16 protein-coding genes are annotated in these 13930 nt (G+C 53.3%); 5 read left to right on the forward strand and 11 right to left on the reverse strand.

The window, feature by feature from the left end; translation table 11 throughout:
* The first annotated feature begins 144 nt into the window (after window positions 1–144).
* The 4 genes from tatA to MJO47_RS03525 are packed head-to-tail and all read left to right on the forward strand — an operon-like array spanning window position 145 to window position 3020.
* Window positions 145–462, forward strand: a complete 318-nt coding sequence (tatA, locus tag MJO47_RS03510; protein WP_253959734.1) for a twin-arginine translocase TatA/TatE family subunit — start codon at window positions 145–147, stop codon at window positions 460–462.
* Window positions 463–498: 36 nt separating this feature from the next.
* Entirely contained in the window at window positions 499–1266 is a 768-nt protein-coding gene (gene tatC / locus MJO47_RS03515; RefSeq protein WP_253959735.1) for a twin-arginine translocase subunit TatC, read from the forward strand.
* A gap of 39 nt (window positions 1267–1305) precedes the next feature.
* Complete coding sequence (locus tag MJO47_RS03520; protein WP_253959736.1) at window positions 1306–2229, forward strand: ABC transporter ATP-binding protein; 924 nt, start codon at window positions 1306–1308, stop codon at window positions 2227–2229.
* Window positions 2226–3020 (forward strand): ABC transporter permease, encoded by a 795-nt coding sequence (locus tag MJO47_RS03525; protein ID WP_253959737.1) that lies wholly within the window; start codon window positions 2226–2228, stop codon window positions 3018–3020. Before MJO47_RS03520 ends, MJO47_RS03525 begins: the two co-directional genes overlap by 4 nt.
* Window positions 3021–3052: 32 nt before the next feature.
* On the opposite strand, the gene MJO47_RS03530 is transcribed toward MJO47_RS03525, so the two are convergent.
* The 3 genes from MJO47_RS03530 to MJO47_RS03540 form a co-directional block, all read right to left on the reverse strand.
* Complete coding sequence (locus tag MJO47_RS03530) at window positions 3053–3985, reverse strand: HD-GYP domain-containing protein (RefSeq protein WP_253959738.1); 933 nt, start codon at window positions 3983–3985, stop codon at window positions 3053–3055.
* Between the two features lie 33 nt (window positions 3986–4018).
* Window positions 4019–4588 carry a hypothetical protein gene (locus tag MJO47_RS03535; protein WP_253959739.1) on the reverse strand — a complete coding sequence of 190 codons (570 nt, stop codon included), beginning with the start codon at window positions 4586–4588 and terminating at the stop codon, window positions 4019–4021.
* 174 nt (window positions 4589–4762) lie between these two features.
* Window positions 4763–5473, reverse strand: a complete 711-nt coding sequence (locus tag MJO47_RS03540; RefSeq protein ID WP_253959740.1) for a GntR family transcriptional regulator — start codon at window positions 5471–5473, stop codon at window positions 4763–4765.
* A 308-nt stretch (window positions 5474–5781) separates the two neighbouring features.
* Between MJO47_RS03540 and MJO47_RS03545 the strand changes: the two genes are divergently transcribed.
* Complete coding sequence (locus MJO47_RS03545; protein WP_253959741.1) at window positions 5782–6567, forward strand: TIM barrel protein; 786 nt, start codon at window positions 5782–5784, stop codon at window positions 6565–6567.
* On the opposite strand, the gene dinB is transcribed toward MJO47_RS03545, so the two are convergent.
* From dinB to MJO47_RS03585, 8 genes are all read right to left on the reverse strand, one after another.
* Window positions 6564–7757, reverse strand: a complete 1194-nt coding sequence (gene dinB, locus MJO47_RS03550; protein WP_371926619.1) for a DNA polymerase IV — start codon at window positions 7755–7757, stop codon at window positions 6564–6566. The genes MJO47_RS03545 and dinB overlap by 4 nt on opposite strands.
* Before the next feature lie 63 nt (window positions 7758–7820).
* Window positions 7821–8234, reverse strand: coding sequence for a F0F1 ATP synthase subunit epsilon (locus MJO47_RS03555; RefSeq protein ID WP_253959742.1), 414 nt, complete (start codon window positions 8232–8234; stop codon window positions 7821–7823).
* Between the two features lie 57 nt (window positions 8235–8291).
* A complete protein-coding gene (gene atpD / locus MJO47_RS03560) occupies window positions 8292–9698 on the reverse strand; it encodes a F0F1 ATP synthase subunit beta (protein ID WP_253959743.1) in 1407 nt (468 codons plus the stop codon).
* Window positions 9699–9758: 60 nt separating this feature from the next.
* A complete protein-coding gene (atpG, locus tag MJO47_RS03565) occupies window positions 9759–10625 on the reverse strand; it encodes an ATP synthase F1 subunit gamma (RefSeq protein ID WP_253959744.1) in 867 nt (288 codons plus the stop codon).
* 24 nt (window positions 10626–10649) lie between these two features.
* The gene (gene atpA / locus MJO47_RS03570) at window positions 10650–12158 is read right to left on the reverse strand and encodes a F0F1 ATP synthase subunit alpha (protein WP_253959745.1); all 1509 of its coding nucleotides are present in this window, start codon (window positions 12156–12158) and stop codon (window positions 10650–10652) included.
* 9 nt (window positions 12159–12167) lie between these two features.
* Complete coding sequence (gene atpH / locus MJO47_RS03575; RefSeq protein WP_253959746.1) at window positions 12168–12710, reverse strand: ATP synthase F1 subunit delta; 543 nt, start codon at window positions 12708–12710, stop codon at window positions 12168–12170.
* Window positions 12707–13285, reverse strand: a complete 579-nt coding sequence (locus MJO47_RS03580) for an ATP synthase F0 subunit B (RefSeq protein ID WP_253959747.1) — start codon at window positions 13283–13285, stop codon at window positions 12707–12709. Before MJO47_RS03580 ends, atpH begins: the two co-directional genes overlap by 4 nt.
* Before the next feature lie 20 nt (window positions 13286–13305).
* Complete coding sequence (locus MJO47_RS03585; RefSeq protein ID WP_253959748.1) at window positions 13306–13731, reverse strand: ATP synthase F0 subunit B; 426 nt, start codon at window positions 13729–13731, stop codon at window positions 13306–13308.
* Between the last annotated feature and the right edge of the window lie 199 nt (window positions 13732–13930).

Below are 13930 nucleotides of genomic sequence, written 5' to 3' on the forward strand. Positions count from 1 at the left end.
CCACAATTTTTAGCGCGTATACTACATGTAAAACTCCCGCTATGTCAAACCCTTATCGGGCTTCACCCTTGACAGGGCAGGGGATAAAGACTATCCTCTTCCCTTCTAATCCGTCCCTTTACATTTTATTTTGAGGCTCTTCCTATGTTTGGTATCGGCATGCCCGAACTGCTCTTGATCCTGGCGGTCGCTCTTATTGTCATCGGCCCCAAAAAACTCCCGGATATCGCCAAAGCGCTCGGTCGAGGGCTCGGTGAATTTAAAAAAGCCACCGAAGAGTTCAAAAACACCATCGATGTGGAGTCGCGCCAGGAAAACCAGCCGGACTCCCTGCTCAAAGCCGGCAAAATGACGCCGCCCGGCGCTGACTTGCAGAACGGGCAGGGGTCCGAGGATCAACAGGATTCGTCCGGAGAGGCTCCTTTGACCACCGATGAGGCCGAGACGAAAGATAAAGCTTAGATTCACCTCCCATTCCCTGACGAAGGACCGCACCGCATGAGCGACGAGGCTCTCCCTTTCACTGCCCACCTTGAAGAATTGCGCAAACGCCTTATTATTGCGGCTGGCGCCTGGTTCGTCGGTTTTCTGGCCTGTTACGGCTTTGCCGAACGCCTCTTTCAGTTGATTTCCGACCCCGTGCGCGCGGCCCTGCCCGAGGGGAGCTCGCTGGTTTTCATCAATGCGACCGAGCCTTTTTTCACCTATCTCAAGTTGGGGGCCTTAGCCGGCCTGCTCGTCTCGCTGCCGGTTATTCTTTGGCAAATCTGGGCCTTTATCGCCCCCGGTCTGTACGCCCATGAGAAAAAACTGGCGATTCCGTTTGTCGTCGCCAGCTTCCTCTGCTTCGCCAGCGGGGCCTACTTCGGCTTCTTCTATGTCTTTCCCCTTATCTTTACCTTTCTCATTCAATTCGGCACCGGCACCGGCCAAATCGAGGCCATGCTCTCCATGGGGGCCTATCTTTCCCTGTCCAGTAAGCTTCTACTCGCCTTTGGTCTGGTTTTCGAACTGCCGATTGTTATCTTCTTTCTGGCCCGGATGGGTATCGTGGACCATGTCTGGCTCGCCAAAAATCGCAAGTACGCCCTGCTGCTCGCTTTTATTATCGGCGCCGTGCTGACCCCACCCGACATCATCTCGCAAACGGCTCTGGCCGTTCCTTTCGCCATTCTGTATGAGGTGGGCATCTGGGTCGCTCGTTTCTTTGGGAAAAAGAAACGCACCGAGGATCCCCTTGACGAGGACAGCCCGGCTTCTTCCTAATCGTCAGTTTTTTATCCACCACCTTGCTTCAGGAAACCCATGAGTCTGGCTCTCGACATCCAGAAGCTTAATAAATCCTACGCCGGCACTCGGGTCGTCAAAGATCTCAGCTTTTCCATCGAACCTGGGGAAATTTTCGGCCTCCTTGGTCCCAACGGCGCCGGCAAGAGCACCACCATCAACATGGTGGGAGGCGTGACACGGATCGATACGGGAACCATCCGCGTCTTCGGGCACGACAATCAGCAGGAAAGCCTGGTTACCCGGCGGCTGGTGGGCGTCATGCATCAGGAAATCGTCACCGATACTTTTTTCACCATCGACCGCGCCCTCAAGATTCATCCCGGCTATTATGGTGTCCCCCTTGATACCGCCTGGATGGAACTGCTCATCGAGCGTCTCGCTCTCAGACCTCATCTGCACAAACCGATGAACAAACTTTCCGGCGGACTCAAGCGGCGGCTAATGGTTGCCAAGGCGCTCATTCACAAACCGCGGCTGCTCATTCTCGATGAACCCACCGCCGGGGTCGACGTCGAGCTGCGTCACAATCTCTGGCAGTTCGTACGTGAGATCAACCAGCAAGGGACCACGGTTCTGCTCACCACCCACTACCTGGAAGAAGCCCAGCAGATGTGTGGCCGCATCGCCATTATGAACCATGGCCGTCTGATTGCCCTGGGCAGTACGTCCCACCTTCTTTCGCAGGTGGAAGGACGTAAGATTGTTCTTCAACTCAGCCAACCCCTAACGGCCGTTCCCCTCGATTTGCAGGAATTCAACGGTCAGTTGCAGGGGGGAGGGACCCGGCTCACCCTGCGGCTGCCCCCTGGCATTGCCACCGGCGATGCCTTGCACCGCATGTGCGCCCTAGGGCTTCCCGTTACCGAAGTGGAAACCCAGAGCGTGAGCCTGGAGGATGTATTTATTGAATTGACCGGCCTCAAAGGGAGTTCCGAATGAACGGTTCGAGCCAGCAGGATCAATCCTTTTATCCCTGGTTGCCTTTTCTGACCCTGATGAAAAAAGAGGTTCTGCGATTTTTCCGCGTTTCTGTGCAGACGCTGCTGACTCCCATCATCTCCGCTTCTCTTTATCTTTTTGTCTTCGGCGCCACCCTCGGCACCCGCATCTCCGTGCTGGAGGGCTTCACCTACGCCCAGTTTGTCATCCCTGGCCTGGTCTTGATGGGGATCATTAACAACTCCTTTTCCAACGTCTCATCCTCGCTCTTCATGTCCCGCTACCTCGGCAACATCGTCGACCTGCTGGTAGCCCCCATCACTCCCAGCCAGATGATTTTTGCCTACACCTTTGCCGCCATGCTACGCGGCCTGCTGGTCGGCTCCGTGGTCACCCTTATCTCCCTCTTTTTCGCGCCGCTACCCTTTGCCCACCCTTTTTTGGCAGTACTCATGGGCTGTCTTGCCAGTTTTCTGTTCGCTCAATTCGGCATCATCGCCGCCATCTATTCCAACTCCTTCGACGCTCTCTCCATGTACAGCAATTTCCTTATCCTTCCCCTCATCTATCTGGGTGGGGTCTTTTATCCCATTTCCATCCTGCCCCCTTTCTGGGAAAACCTCTCCCGGGCCAATCCCCTGTTCTACCTGATTGATGGCTTTCGCTACGCTCTCATCGGGGTAGGTGAGGTTTCACTGCTTTTCTCCTTCGGTTTCGCCTGTTGTGTCAGCCTCGCCTTGTTCGGCTGGGCCGCGTTTCTCATAAAAAAAGGGCACCGTCTTCGTTCGTGACGGTGCCCCGGCGTACCTTGCGGACTGCCTTCCTAGGTCAAAAATAGTCTGACAAAGTGCTCAAAGAGGCTGGGCTCCATATCCACAACCAGCTTCTCTTTCATCAGTTTAAGGGTATCAAAGGTCGATGACCGGCGGTGGTAAGGGCGCTCGGAGGTCAAAGCCTCGTAGATATCCACAAGGCGGCAGATGCGGGCATAGGGGTGGATGTCCTGGCGGGTCAGCCCATAGGGGTAGCCGCCACCATCATCCCTTTCATGGTGTTGAAGAGTGAGACACTTCAGTTCCTCTGTCATCACCCCGTTTTCCTGCAGGATCTTATAGCCATCCTCGGGATGCCGGTTGACGATCAGCCGCTCCTGCGGTGTCAAAGGGCCTGGCTTGTTGATGATAGATAGAGGAATGCGGCACTTGCCCAGATCGTGGAGAAAAAACCCGGCGCCAAAGGCCTTCAGTTCTTTTTCAGCCTTCTGCCCATAATAGTTCCTGGCCAGGGCGATACCGAAAATACCGACGTTGGTCGAATGGGTGTAGGTCTGCTGATCATAATCGGTCAGTTTGATCAGGCAGCGAGTGGCCACATCGTCCGTGACAATCAGATCCATCGTCGGGGCGATGATATCCATGGCCAGGTGAATGAAGGAGGCGCGGGGATCGTCAAACACCTGTCGCAGGATTTCCTTGCAGGATGAATAGACGATCTGGGCCTTGCGCTCCGGTTTTTCCTTGCTGTCGGCAACGGCTTGTTCTGTCAGATTTTTAAGGCATTGGAAATAGGCGTCGCCCTCCGCTGGCTCTATGTACAGAGCGCTCACCGCGTTTTCACGGAGATTTTCGGCCAGACCCTGCGACAGGGGGAGCCCTTTACGGGCGAAGAGGATATACTCCTCATTGTGCACCCGGCGAAACATGTCGCAGGGCGCGGTGCTTTCCTGGTCAAGCAGGCTTAATCCGACGGCTATCATAGTGATAAGATCAGGACTTCCAGGGTCTCAAGGCTAAAACTGAGCGGTAAATCCTACCCGCACGGCCTCGTCAATATGTCTTGAATCCTGATGCTCAAAATCCGCATCCATATTCTGATAGGTCGCCTTTATTTTTATTTTGGGCGTCACTGCGTAAAAAAGGCCTACGGACGTTTCCAGCAGTCGCTCCAGGTCCATGAAACTGAAAATTTTCGGCGCGTAACATACTCTTCCATCCACACCCAAGCCGCCCAGGGTAGGGGGGGCAAAAGCGGCATTTCCGCAGACGCCCAGGCTCAGTATATCCTGGTGATAATCGGTGGTTCCTCCATAGAGTTCACCACCGATGCCGAATCGAAGTCCCGGCACATGCCCCGGTTCCCCCGAAAAATCAAGCCCCAAGCTTCCCAGTTTGGTTTCCTTGTCATCATTGTACAGACCTCGCAAATTTAGCGAAGAGGTGCCGTAACCATCTTGCTGAATGACGTGGGAGTAGCCCACCTGGGCGCTGTCATCATTGAATTCCAGGCTCAGTGAATCCCCATAAACATGGGTGCTGACCAACAGACTGACCAATATTGCCATTCCGATCTTTTTCAACATAAGACTCCTCACTTCCTTGATTTGTTTCTCGGCAATATCGCACAAGGTGACTCATGAATCAAGAATCGTTCAACCTGGCTTCTGGCTCAAAGGCACTAAACAACCGGCTGCCAACAAAAAAACCGGCGCCGTGGACAGGCAGCCGGTTCCATTTCGTTTATAGGTGCGCTGGTCTCAGACATCCACGGCTTGTTGGTAGATCGCCTTTTCCGCCGTGCGGCCCTGTTCTTTGGCCATGCTCTGCAACAGCACCTGCCCGCCATAGTTAGCGGTTTTCTTGACCAGGTTGTCCGCCTTGTCACCATTGTGCTCTTTAAAGGCTTCTATGATTTTCTTGTGTTCTTCGACCGAAATTTTCATGCGCCCGGGCAGAGAAAGAGAGGCCATACGCAGGCGATTGAAGCGCATCATCATCTGCCCGATAAGCTCTCGCAGTTTCTCATTGCCCGCGGCCCGGATGAACAAGTCATGAAACTCGTTGTGCACCTTGAAAAAGGTTTTTATATCCCCTTCGTCGGCCAACTGTTGCAGACGATCATTGATGCTCTCGAGTTTTTCGATGTCCTTTTCCGTCATATTTTCGGCCGCCATGCGCGCCGCATACCCTTCGAGGATACTTTTTATCGCATAAAACTCCTCGACATCCCTCTCGGACAGGGAGGTCACCACCGCGCCTTTACGTGGAATAACCGTAAGATATCCCTCTGTTTCCAATTGACGGAAGGCTTCCCTGATCGGTGTGCGACTGATCCCGAAACGTTCGGCCAATTCTGGCTCGGCAACCTTTTCCCCCGGTTTCATCGTGCCCTTGAGGATAGAGTCGCGGATCGTTTCCAGTATTTTTTCCCGCAGCGTCTGATGGCGTTCAATCGGTTTTTTTCGCATTGGGGGCTCTCCAATTTGAAATGAATTTTTCAAATTGTATACAGTATACATAATCTGTCAAGGCTTTTCTTGTTTACCCGGACTATGCCAAGGCCTTATATCTACTTGTCTTTTTACTATTTTACCCCTAAGATCGGTACTAATTCAGTCGGCATGATTTAGCGGTTATTTTCCCTGCTCCCCCTTTGCTCCGGATATTGGCTGTTTCAACCTTATGGGCAAGTCTCCGATTATTCCCCTGGTCGCCACGGGGGGACGGGTTTGATTCTCTGTAACTCTCTTTTTTATGTCTATTTTGGGATGATGTTGTGAAAAATGACCTCTTTGTCCATGTTCCCTGGAAACAGCTAGGCCCCAATTGGTCTTTTTTCGTCGATAACCGGGTTCAACCGGAAATCGCATTTAAGGCCGATGACTTCACCGACCCTGCCTTCGAACATGTTCGCGCCCTATCGGCAGAGCTTTCGCAACATGGCCTTCGGAATACTATCCATGCTCCTTTTCTTGACCTCAATCCCGGCGCTTTGGATCCCTTGGTGCTGGAGGCCACCCGAAAGCGATTCCATCAAACCATGGATTGCGCCGAAACTCTGGCGTCCGACCTTATCGTATTTCACCCTGGTTACGACCGATGGCGATACGGGAGCCAGAGTCAGTTATGGCTTGAGACGAACCTCCGCTTCTGGCCCGAGTTCATTCAACGGGCCGAGCGTATGGGCTGTACCCTGGTTCTTGAAAATATCTTCGAAGAATCCCCCAAGACTCTGGCTGCCCTGTTGCAGGCCATAGACTCTCCCTTTTTCGGAGCTTGTTTCGATATTGGCCATTGGCATCTCTTTGGTCAAAACGATTTGGAGGCCTGGCTTCGCCATATTGGCAAACATCTGCGGCACCTTCATCTGCACGACAATCATGGCACCTCAGATGAGCACCTGCCGCTAGGGGAGGGTTTAATCGACTTTCAGGCATTATTCCGGTCGCTTGACGCTGCCTCCGTCTGCCCCAGTATCACACTCGAGATTCATGAGCCGGAGGGTATCATTTCATCCATAGCCACTCTGACCCGATTATTCGACTCTGTTCAGAAACTTTAATCCACCAAGGTTCCTCGCGTGATTCCAGGATCTCCGTATTTTTCCCGTATGCGGTCAATGGCCTCGTCGAGTGCCTTTCCTTTCTTTTTTTCGCACTTATCCTCAAACAATGACATCTGGCTTGTTTCACAGGGAACAAGATTCCCGGCCGTAACCCCAAGCAGGCGGATTCCCCTCTGTCCTGATTCGGTTCTGGATAAAAGCTCCTTAGCGACTGGATAAAACTCGGGGACACTGGCTGATGGATTTTCCAGGGTTTTTGACCTCGTGACCTGCTCGAAATTTCCATATTTCACCTTAATGGTTAGAGCAGAGGCCAACAGACTTTTTTTTCGCAAGCGTGAGGCTACCTTTTCGGTAAGTCGTAGCAAGTGGGTTTGCAGGGTGTCCACGTCAAATAAATCAGCGGGGAAGGTCTCTTCCTGTCCTATCGATTTCACTGTGTCGTCCATGATAATTGGGCGATCATCGATCCCCCTCGCCAGCTCGTAAAATCGTTGCCCCGTCACCCCGAAAAGCTGGATTAACTGCGCCAGGCTCAAACGCCGCAGTTCACCGATGGTGTTTATCCCTAGTCGATTCAGCCTTTCTCTCCCTTTGCTACCGATTCCCCATAGAGCGCCTATGGGCAGGGGCAGGATAAATGCTTCAATTTCATGGGGATGTATCACTTTGAGTCCATCCGGTTTGGCTGCCTCAGAAGCCAGTTTGGCCAGATATTTATTGGGAGCCACACCGGCACTGGCAGGCAGGGCGAGCTCTTTCCGAATTGAATTTCTGATATTTTGAGCTATGGAGACCGCCTCGCCTAGAAGCCGCTCACAGCCGGTGACATCCAGGAAGGCTTCATCGATGGACAAGGGCTCGACCCGGTCCGTAAACTGCCTGAAAATGGCAAAAATTTTGCGCGACACGGCTTTGTATGCTTCCATTCTGACCGGAAGGACTACCGCCTCAGGGCACAACTGTACAGCCCGCGCCAGCGGCATGGCCGATCGAACTCCGAAGGCACGGGCTTCATAGGAACAGGCACTGACCACGCCCCTTGTGCGACTGCCGCCGACAATAACTGGTCGGTTTCGCAACTCGGGCTGATCCCGCTGCTCTACGGAGGCATAAAAGGCATCCATGTCGACGTGAATAATCTGGCGCGCTTGCTTTGTAGACATAGCTTCAGCTGTGCTCCCCATCTGGGCAAAACGACAAAAGGCGACCCCGCAGGATCGCCTTTTGTCGTTTCTTCTTAATGCGAATTAGTGGCCCTTGCGGCCAGCCACCTGAATGCGGATCAAGGCCCGCTCAAGAGCGGCTTCCATCACACGGAAATCTTTGTCGTCCTGTGACAGTTCTTTAAGGGCTTTTTCAGCCCGGCCCAGAGCAGCCTTGGCTCTTTCCAGGTCAATTTCATCGGCAGGTTCCGCGGTCTCGACCAGGACGGTAACCTTATCCTCTTCCACCTCAACATACCCCCAGTTAACAGCCAGATGGAAAGTCTCACTACCGGCACGATAGGTGAGTTCCCCGATTTTAAGGGTTGTAAGCATGGGAGTGTGCCCGGGAAGAATGCCGAATTCACCTATGGTGCCAGGTGCGGTAACCTCATCGACCTCTACCGAAAGAACCCTTTTATAAGGGGTTACCATTTCGAGTTTTAGCTTTTCTGCCATCGGTATATCCTTTAGCCGGATGGTAAAGCCGTGTGGGCTTCACCGGAACGAGATTGATCAAGCAGCCAGTTTTTTAGCTTTTTCGAGGGCTTCTTCGATCGTTCCCACCATATAGAACGCCTGCTCGGGAATATCGTCGTACTTACCGTCCACGATTGCCTTGAAGCCGGCAATGGTGTCCTTAAGCTCGACATACTTTCCGGGAGAGCCGGTAAATACCTCGGCCACGTGGAAAGGCTGCGAGAGGAAGCGCTGAATCTTCCGGGCGCGGGCTACCACAAGCTTGTCCTCTTCCGAGAGTTCGTCCATACCCAGAATGGCGATGATGTCCTGCAGATCCTTGTAGCGCTGCAAAACATACTGAACGTCACGGGCTACTTTGTAATGCTCCTCGCCGACGACCTGCGGGTCAAGAATACGGCTGGTGCTGTCCAGAGGGTCAACCGCCGGATAAATACCGAGCTCGGCAATCTGACGGGAGAGAACGGTGGTGGCGTCCAGGTGGGCGAAGGCCGTGGCGGGCGCCGGGTCAGTCAGGTCGTCAGCAGGTACATAGATGGCCTGTACCGAGGTGATAGAGCCTTTGTTGGTGGTCGTGATACGCTCCTGCAGCTCACCCATTTCTGTACTGAGGGTCGGCTGGTAACCAACGGCGGAAGGAATACGACCGAGCAGAGCCGATACTTCCGAACCGGCCTGGGTAAAGCGGAAAATGTTGTCGACGAACAGCAGAACGTCCTGTCCTTCTTCATCGCGGAAATATTCGGCCACGGTGAGAGCGGAAAGGGCGACGCGCGCACGAGCGCCGGGGGGTTCGTTCATCTGACCGTAAATTAGAGCGGCTTTGTCGAGAACGCCGGAGTCCTTCATTTCATGCCAGAGGTCATTGCCCTCACGCGTACGCTCACCGACACCGGCGAAAACCGAGAAGCCACCGTGCTGCTTGGCGATGTTGTGGATAAGCTCCATGATAAGAACCGTCTTGCCGACGCCGGCGCCGCCGAAGAGGCCGATTTTACCGCCACGGGCGTAAGGGGCCAGCAGGTCAACGACCTTGATGCCGGTTTCAAAAGCCTCAACCTTGGTGGACTGCTCGACGAATTCGGGGGTAGGGCGATGGATCTCCCATTCCTTGTCGGTATTAACGGGACCGGCTTCGTCAACAGGCTGGCCGACGACGTTCAGGATGCGGCCGAGGGTGTTGCGACCAACCGGCATAACAATCTGTTTGCCGGTATCCATGACATCCTGCCCGCGGACAAGGCCGTCGGTGGAGTCCATGGCGATGGTTCTAACGGTATTTTCACCAAGATGTTGGGCCACCTCGACGACGAGGTTCCATTCCTCTTCCCCAAGAGAAGGGTTGGTGATTTTAAGGGCGTGATAAATCTCGGGGAGTTTCCCGGCCTCAAATTCAACGTCCACGACGGGACCGATAACCTGAGTGATTTTTCCTTTATTCATGGCGAGTCGTTCCTCCTTTATTCCACCTGAAGACAGATGGGAATCAACGGTCTGTTAGTCTTATTTGATCGATTCGGCGCCGGAAATGATCTCCATGAGCTCTTTGGTAATAGCAGCCTGACGCGCTCTATTGTATTGAAGCGTAAGCTTGGAGATCATCTCTTTGGCATTTCTGCTGGCACTGTCCATGGCGCTCATGCGCGCACCATGTTCGGAGGCAACGGATTCCAGCAACCCACGGAAAATCTGTACCTCAATGTGCTTGGGCAAAATTTGATCGAGAACTTCACCGCGGTTGGGTTCGTAAAGGTACTGGGGAACATGGGTTCCCTCCTCGACCTCTAGGGGAACAATCGGCAGGAGTTTTTCGATCAGCGGATCCTGGGAAATCGCGCTACGGAAAGCGTTATAGGCCAGATATACCGCGTCATATTTTCCTTCGGTATACTCCGACACGATATCCTGACCCAGAAGAGACGCCGTGCTGTAGGAAATGGACCCGGTGATATTTTCATGCACCTTGACGATGTTCATTCCTTTGCGCGTTCTGAGGTAGTCTCTCCCCTTGCGGCCAATGATCATAATGTCGATGTCGGCGAACCCTTCGGGGTTCTGCCGAACAAATCGCTCCACGGCCTTGGAAATATTGGCATTGAAACCGCCGCACAGACCTCGATCAGCCGTCATAAGGACGACAAGTGCGCGTCCCTTGCCTCGTTGCTGAAGCAGCGGGTGAGCTTCGGTGTCTTCACGCAGCGCCAGGCTGGAGAGAACCTCCAGCATTTTCTCGGCGTAAGGGCGGGCGGAGACAACGGCATCCTGGGCTCGACGCAACTTGGCCGCCGAGACCATTTTCATGGCCTTGGTGATCTGACTGGTATTTTTGACCGAAGAGATTCTCTTCTTAATATCCTTCAGGCTTGCCATCTGTTCATACCTTTTGAATACGTTTTAGGCGACGAACTGACCCTTGAACTCATCCAGTGCCGCTTTGATGCGGGCTTCAAGGTCACTATCGATGGCCTTTTTCTCGCGAACATCGGCCAAAAGCTGACCTTGGGTGCTCTCAAGATAAGAGAGCAGTTCGGCCTCGTAGCGCTGAATTGCGGTGGTTGGGTAATCATCCACATAGCCATTGTTGGCCGCATAGATGACCAGGACCTGCTTTTCAACGGGCAGAGGCTTATACTGGCCTTGCTTGAGAATCTCAACCAGACGGGCGCCACGGGCGAGCTGACGCTGTGTAGCAGCGTCAAGGTCAGATCCGAACTGAGCGAACGCTGCCATTTCACGGTACTGGGCCAAGGCTAGACGCAGCGTACCAGCGACCTGTTTCATCGCTTTAACCTGGGCGCTACCGCCGACGCGGGATACTGACAGACCGACGTTGATAGCCGGACGGACACCGGAATAGAAAAGATCGGTTTCCAGGAAGATCTGACCGTCGGTGATCGAAATAACGTTGGTCGGGATGTAAGCGGAAACGTCACCGGCCTGCGTTTCGATGATGGGCAGAGCAGTAAGGCTGCCGGCGCCGAGGTCATCGTTAAGCTTAGCCGCACGCTCAAGAAGGCGGCTGTGCAGGTAAAAGACGTCGCCGGGGTAGGCTTCGCGTCCGGGCGGACGACGCAGCAGCAGGGACAACTGGCGGTAAGCAACAGCCTGCTTGGACAGGTCATCATAGATGATCAGAGCATGCTTGCCGTTGTCACGGAAGAATTCCCCCATGGTAACCCCAGTATAAGGGGCGATAAACTGCAGAGGAGCCGGATCGGAAGCGGTAGCGGCAACGACGATCGTGTAATCCATGGCGCCATGCTGCTTCAGCTTGTCAACGACCTGCGCCACAGTAGAGCGCTTCTGGCCGATAGCTACGTAGATACAGACAACATTTTGGCCTTTTTGATTGATAATGGTATCTATGGCAACGGCCGTTTTACCCGTCTGACGGTCACCGATGATCAATTCGCGCTGACCACGGCCGATGGGCACCATCGCGTCAATCGCTTTAAGACCCGTTTGCATGGGTTCGTGAACGGACTTACGAGCGACGATGCCGGGTGCCTTGATTTCGACCTGACGGAAATCCTTCGTGTCGATTTCTCCGGCCCCATCGATGGGGAGACCGATACCATCAACGACCCGGCCGGTGAGTGCATCCCCGACAGGAACCTGCACAATCCGCTCGGTTCTCTTGACCGTGTCGCCCTCTTTGATGTGGTGAGCCTCACCGAGGATGGCGGCCCCAACGTTGTCTTCCTCAAGGTTGAGAACCATACCCATAACGCCACCGGGAAACTCCAGGAGCTCACCAGCCATGGCCTTATCAAGGCCATGAATACGAGCGATACCGTCACCAACGGAAATGATGGTACCTGTCTCGCTAACCTCTACCTCACGGCCGAAGTTCTCGATCTGCTTTTTGATAATCGCGCTGATTTCTTCTGCTTTGATTTCCATAAGACCTTCTCACCCCTTCTTTAAGGTATCTTCAATCCGTTTCAACTGGGTTTTTATACTTCCGTCAAAAAGCTGACCGGCAATTTCAGCCTGCAGCCCCCCGATAAGGGCGGGATCAACATCCATGGTGACGTCAATCCGTTTGCCCGTTTTCTTTTCCAAAGCGGAAGCAATGTCCCTTACCTGTTCCTCGGCGAGAGGAGAGGCAGATTTCAGCCGTGCCCGCAAAACACCGGACAGTTCATCGGCCAGCTTCCGGTAATCCCCTTCTATCAGGGAGAGGTACTTAAGTCGGTCGTTCTCCAAGAGAAGTCCCAGAAAATTGCGAACACCCTCAGAGAGTTCCAGGCTTTTTGCCACCTCTTGCAGAATGGTCGTTTTCTTCTCTAAAGGAAAAGTCGGACTCTCCATAAGAAGCCGGAGAAAATCCTCCGAGGCAAAAATCGAGGACACCTTGGCTAATTCCTGGCCAAAGTCCTCCACCATCTTTTGCTCGGCACCCAGGTTCACCAGGGCCTTCGCATACCGCCTGGATATAGCGCTGATACTCAATGTAATTCTCCCACCTTTTGAATATATTCATTCACCAGACGTTTTTGATCGTCTCCGGTAACCTTTTGGGTGAGCAGATCCCTCGCTATCTCGATAGCCATATTGGTCGCCTCCTGCCGGAGTTCAGCTTTGGCCTTGGCTATTTCCCGAGAAGCAGCTTTCTCTGCGTCCTGACTGATTTTTTCTGCCATTTCTTTCGCTTCGGCGATAATCCGGTCACGCTCCAGCTCGCCCTCGCGTTTGATCGAAGCATAGATGTCGTCGATCTCTGCGGAAGCCTTGGTCAGCTTTTCATCATACTCCGCATAACGTGCTTCGGCCTTCTCCTTGGCGTCCTGGGCCTCCTTAAGGGCTTTTTCAATCCCTTCACGGCGCCCCGCCAGCCCTTTGCGAATAGGCTTGGTTACGAAATAGGCCAGCAGCCCGAAGGTAACCGCGAAATTGAACATGCGGTAAAGAAAGTCCTTGATGAGAACACCGCTATCCACGTGATGAGCGTCACCGGCGGCGACCGCGACAGAAGCGGAAACAATAAGCAGCAGGGCTGCCGTGGAAGATATGATTTTTTTATTCATCAAAATCCCTCTAAAGTTCATTACAGGCTCCTTCCCAGGAGTTTGGCAGCAATATCGGACGCCAAAGCCTCCGCATCGGATCTCAGGGCTTTACGCGCTTCGTCTGCCTCGCCGGCAACTTTTACCTTCATGGATTCCAAAGTTTCTGTAGCACTCTGCCGGGCGGCCGAAAGGATTTCCGTTTCCTTGGCTACCGCCTCCTCTTTCATGGTCGCCTTTTCTTTGCCGGCGGTGATTTTGGCTTCCTGCAGTTTTTCCTGATAGGCAGCCATTTTTTCTTCAACCTGAACAGCCAGATCCTTAGCCCGCTGATGGGAACCATCGACGGTTTCCTTGCGCTTTTGCAGCATGCTGCGAAGCGGTTTATAAAGGATAAAGTTCAGCGCAACCATCAAAACGACAAAGTTGACAAACTGGACAATTATGGTTCCGTTGATTTCAATCACAGCAATACCTCATAAACGTCTTTGGGCGTTTGTTTAAATATTCGTATACTGTATACAGGGGAACAGGAGGGTTATAGACCCCCCGGGGGCTAAATCGGGCAATAGCTATCACATGACCCATGTTATGTCAAGGTCTTTTGCCCATGTCCGGGGAAAGGCTCCCTTGTGGCGCACCTTGATGCCCCGCTATTTTTTTTCG

It is taken from the genome of Desulfuromonas sp. KJ2020 (genome assembly GCF_024197615.1).
GTDB lineage: Bacteria > Desulfobacterota > Desulfuromonadia > Desulfuromonadales > SZUA-540 > SZUA-540.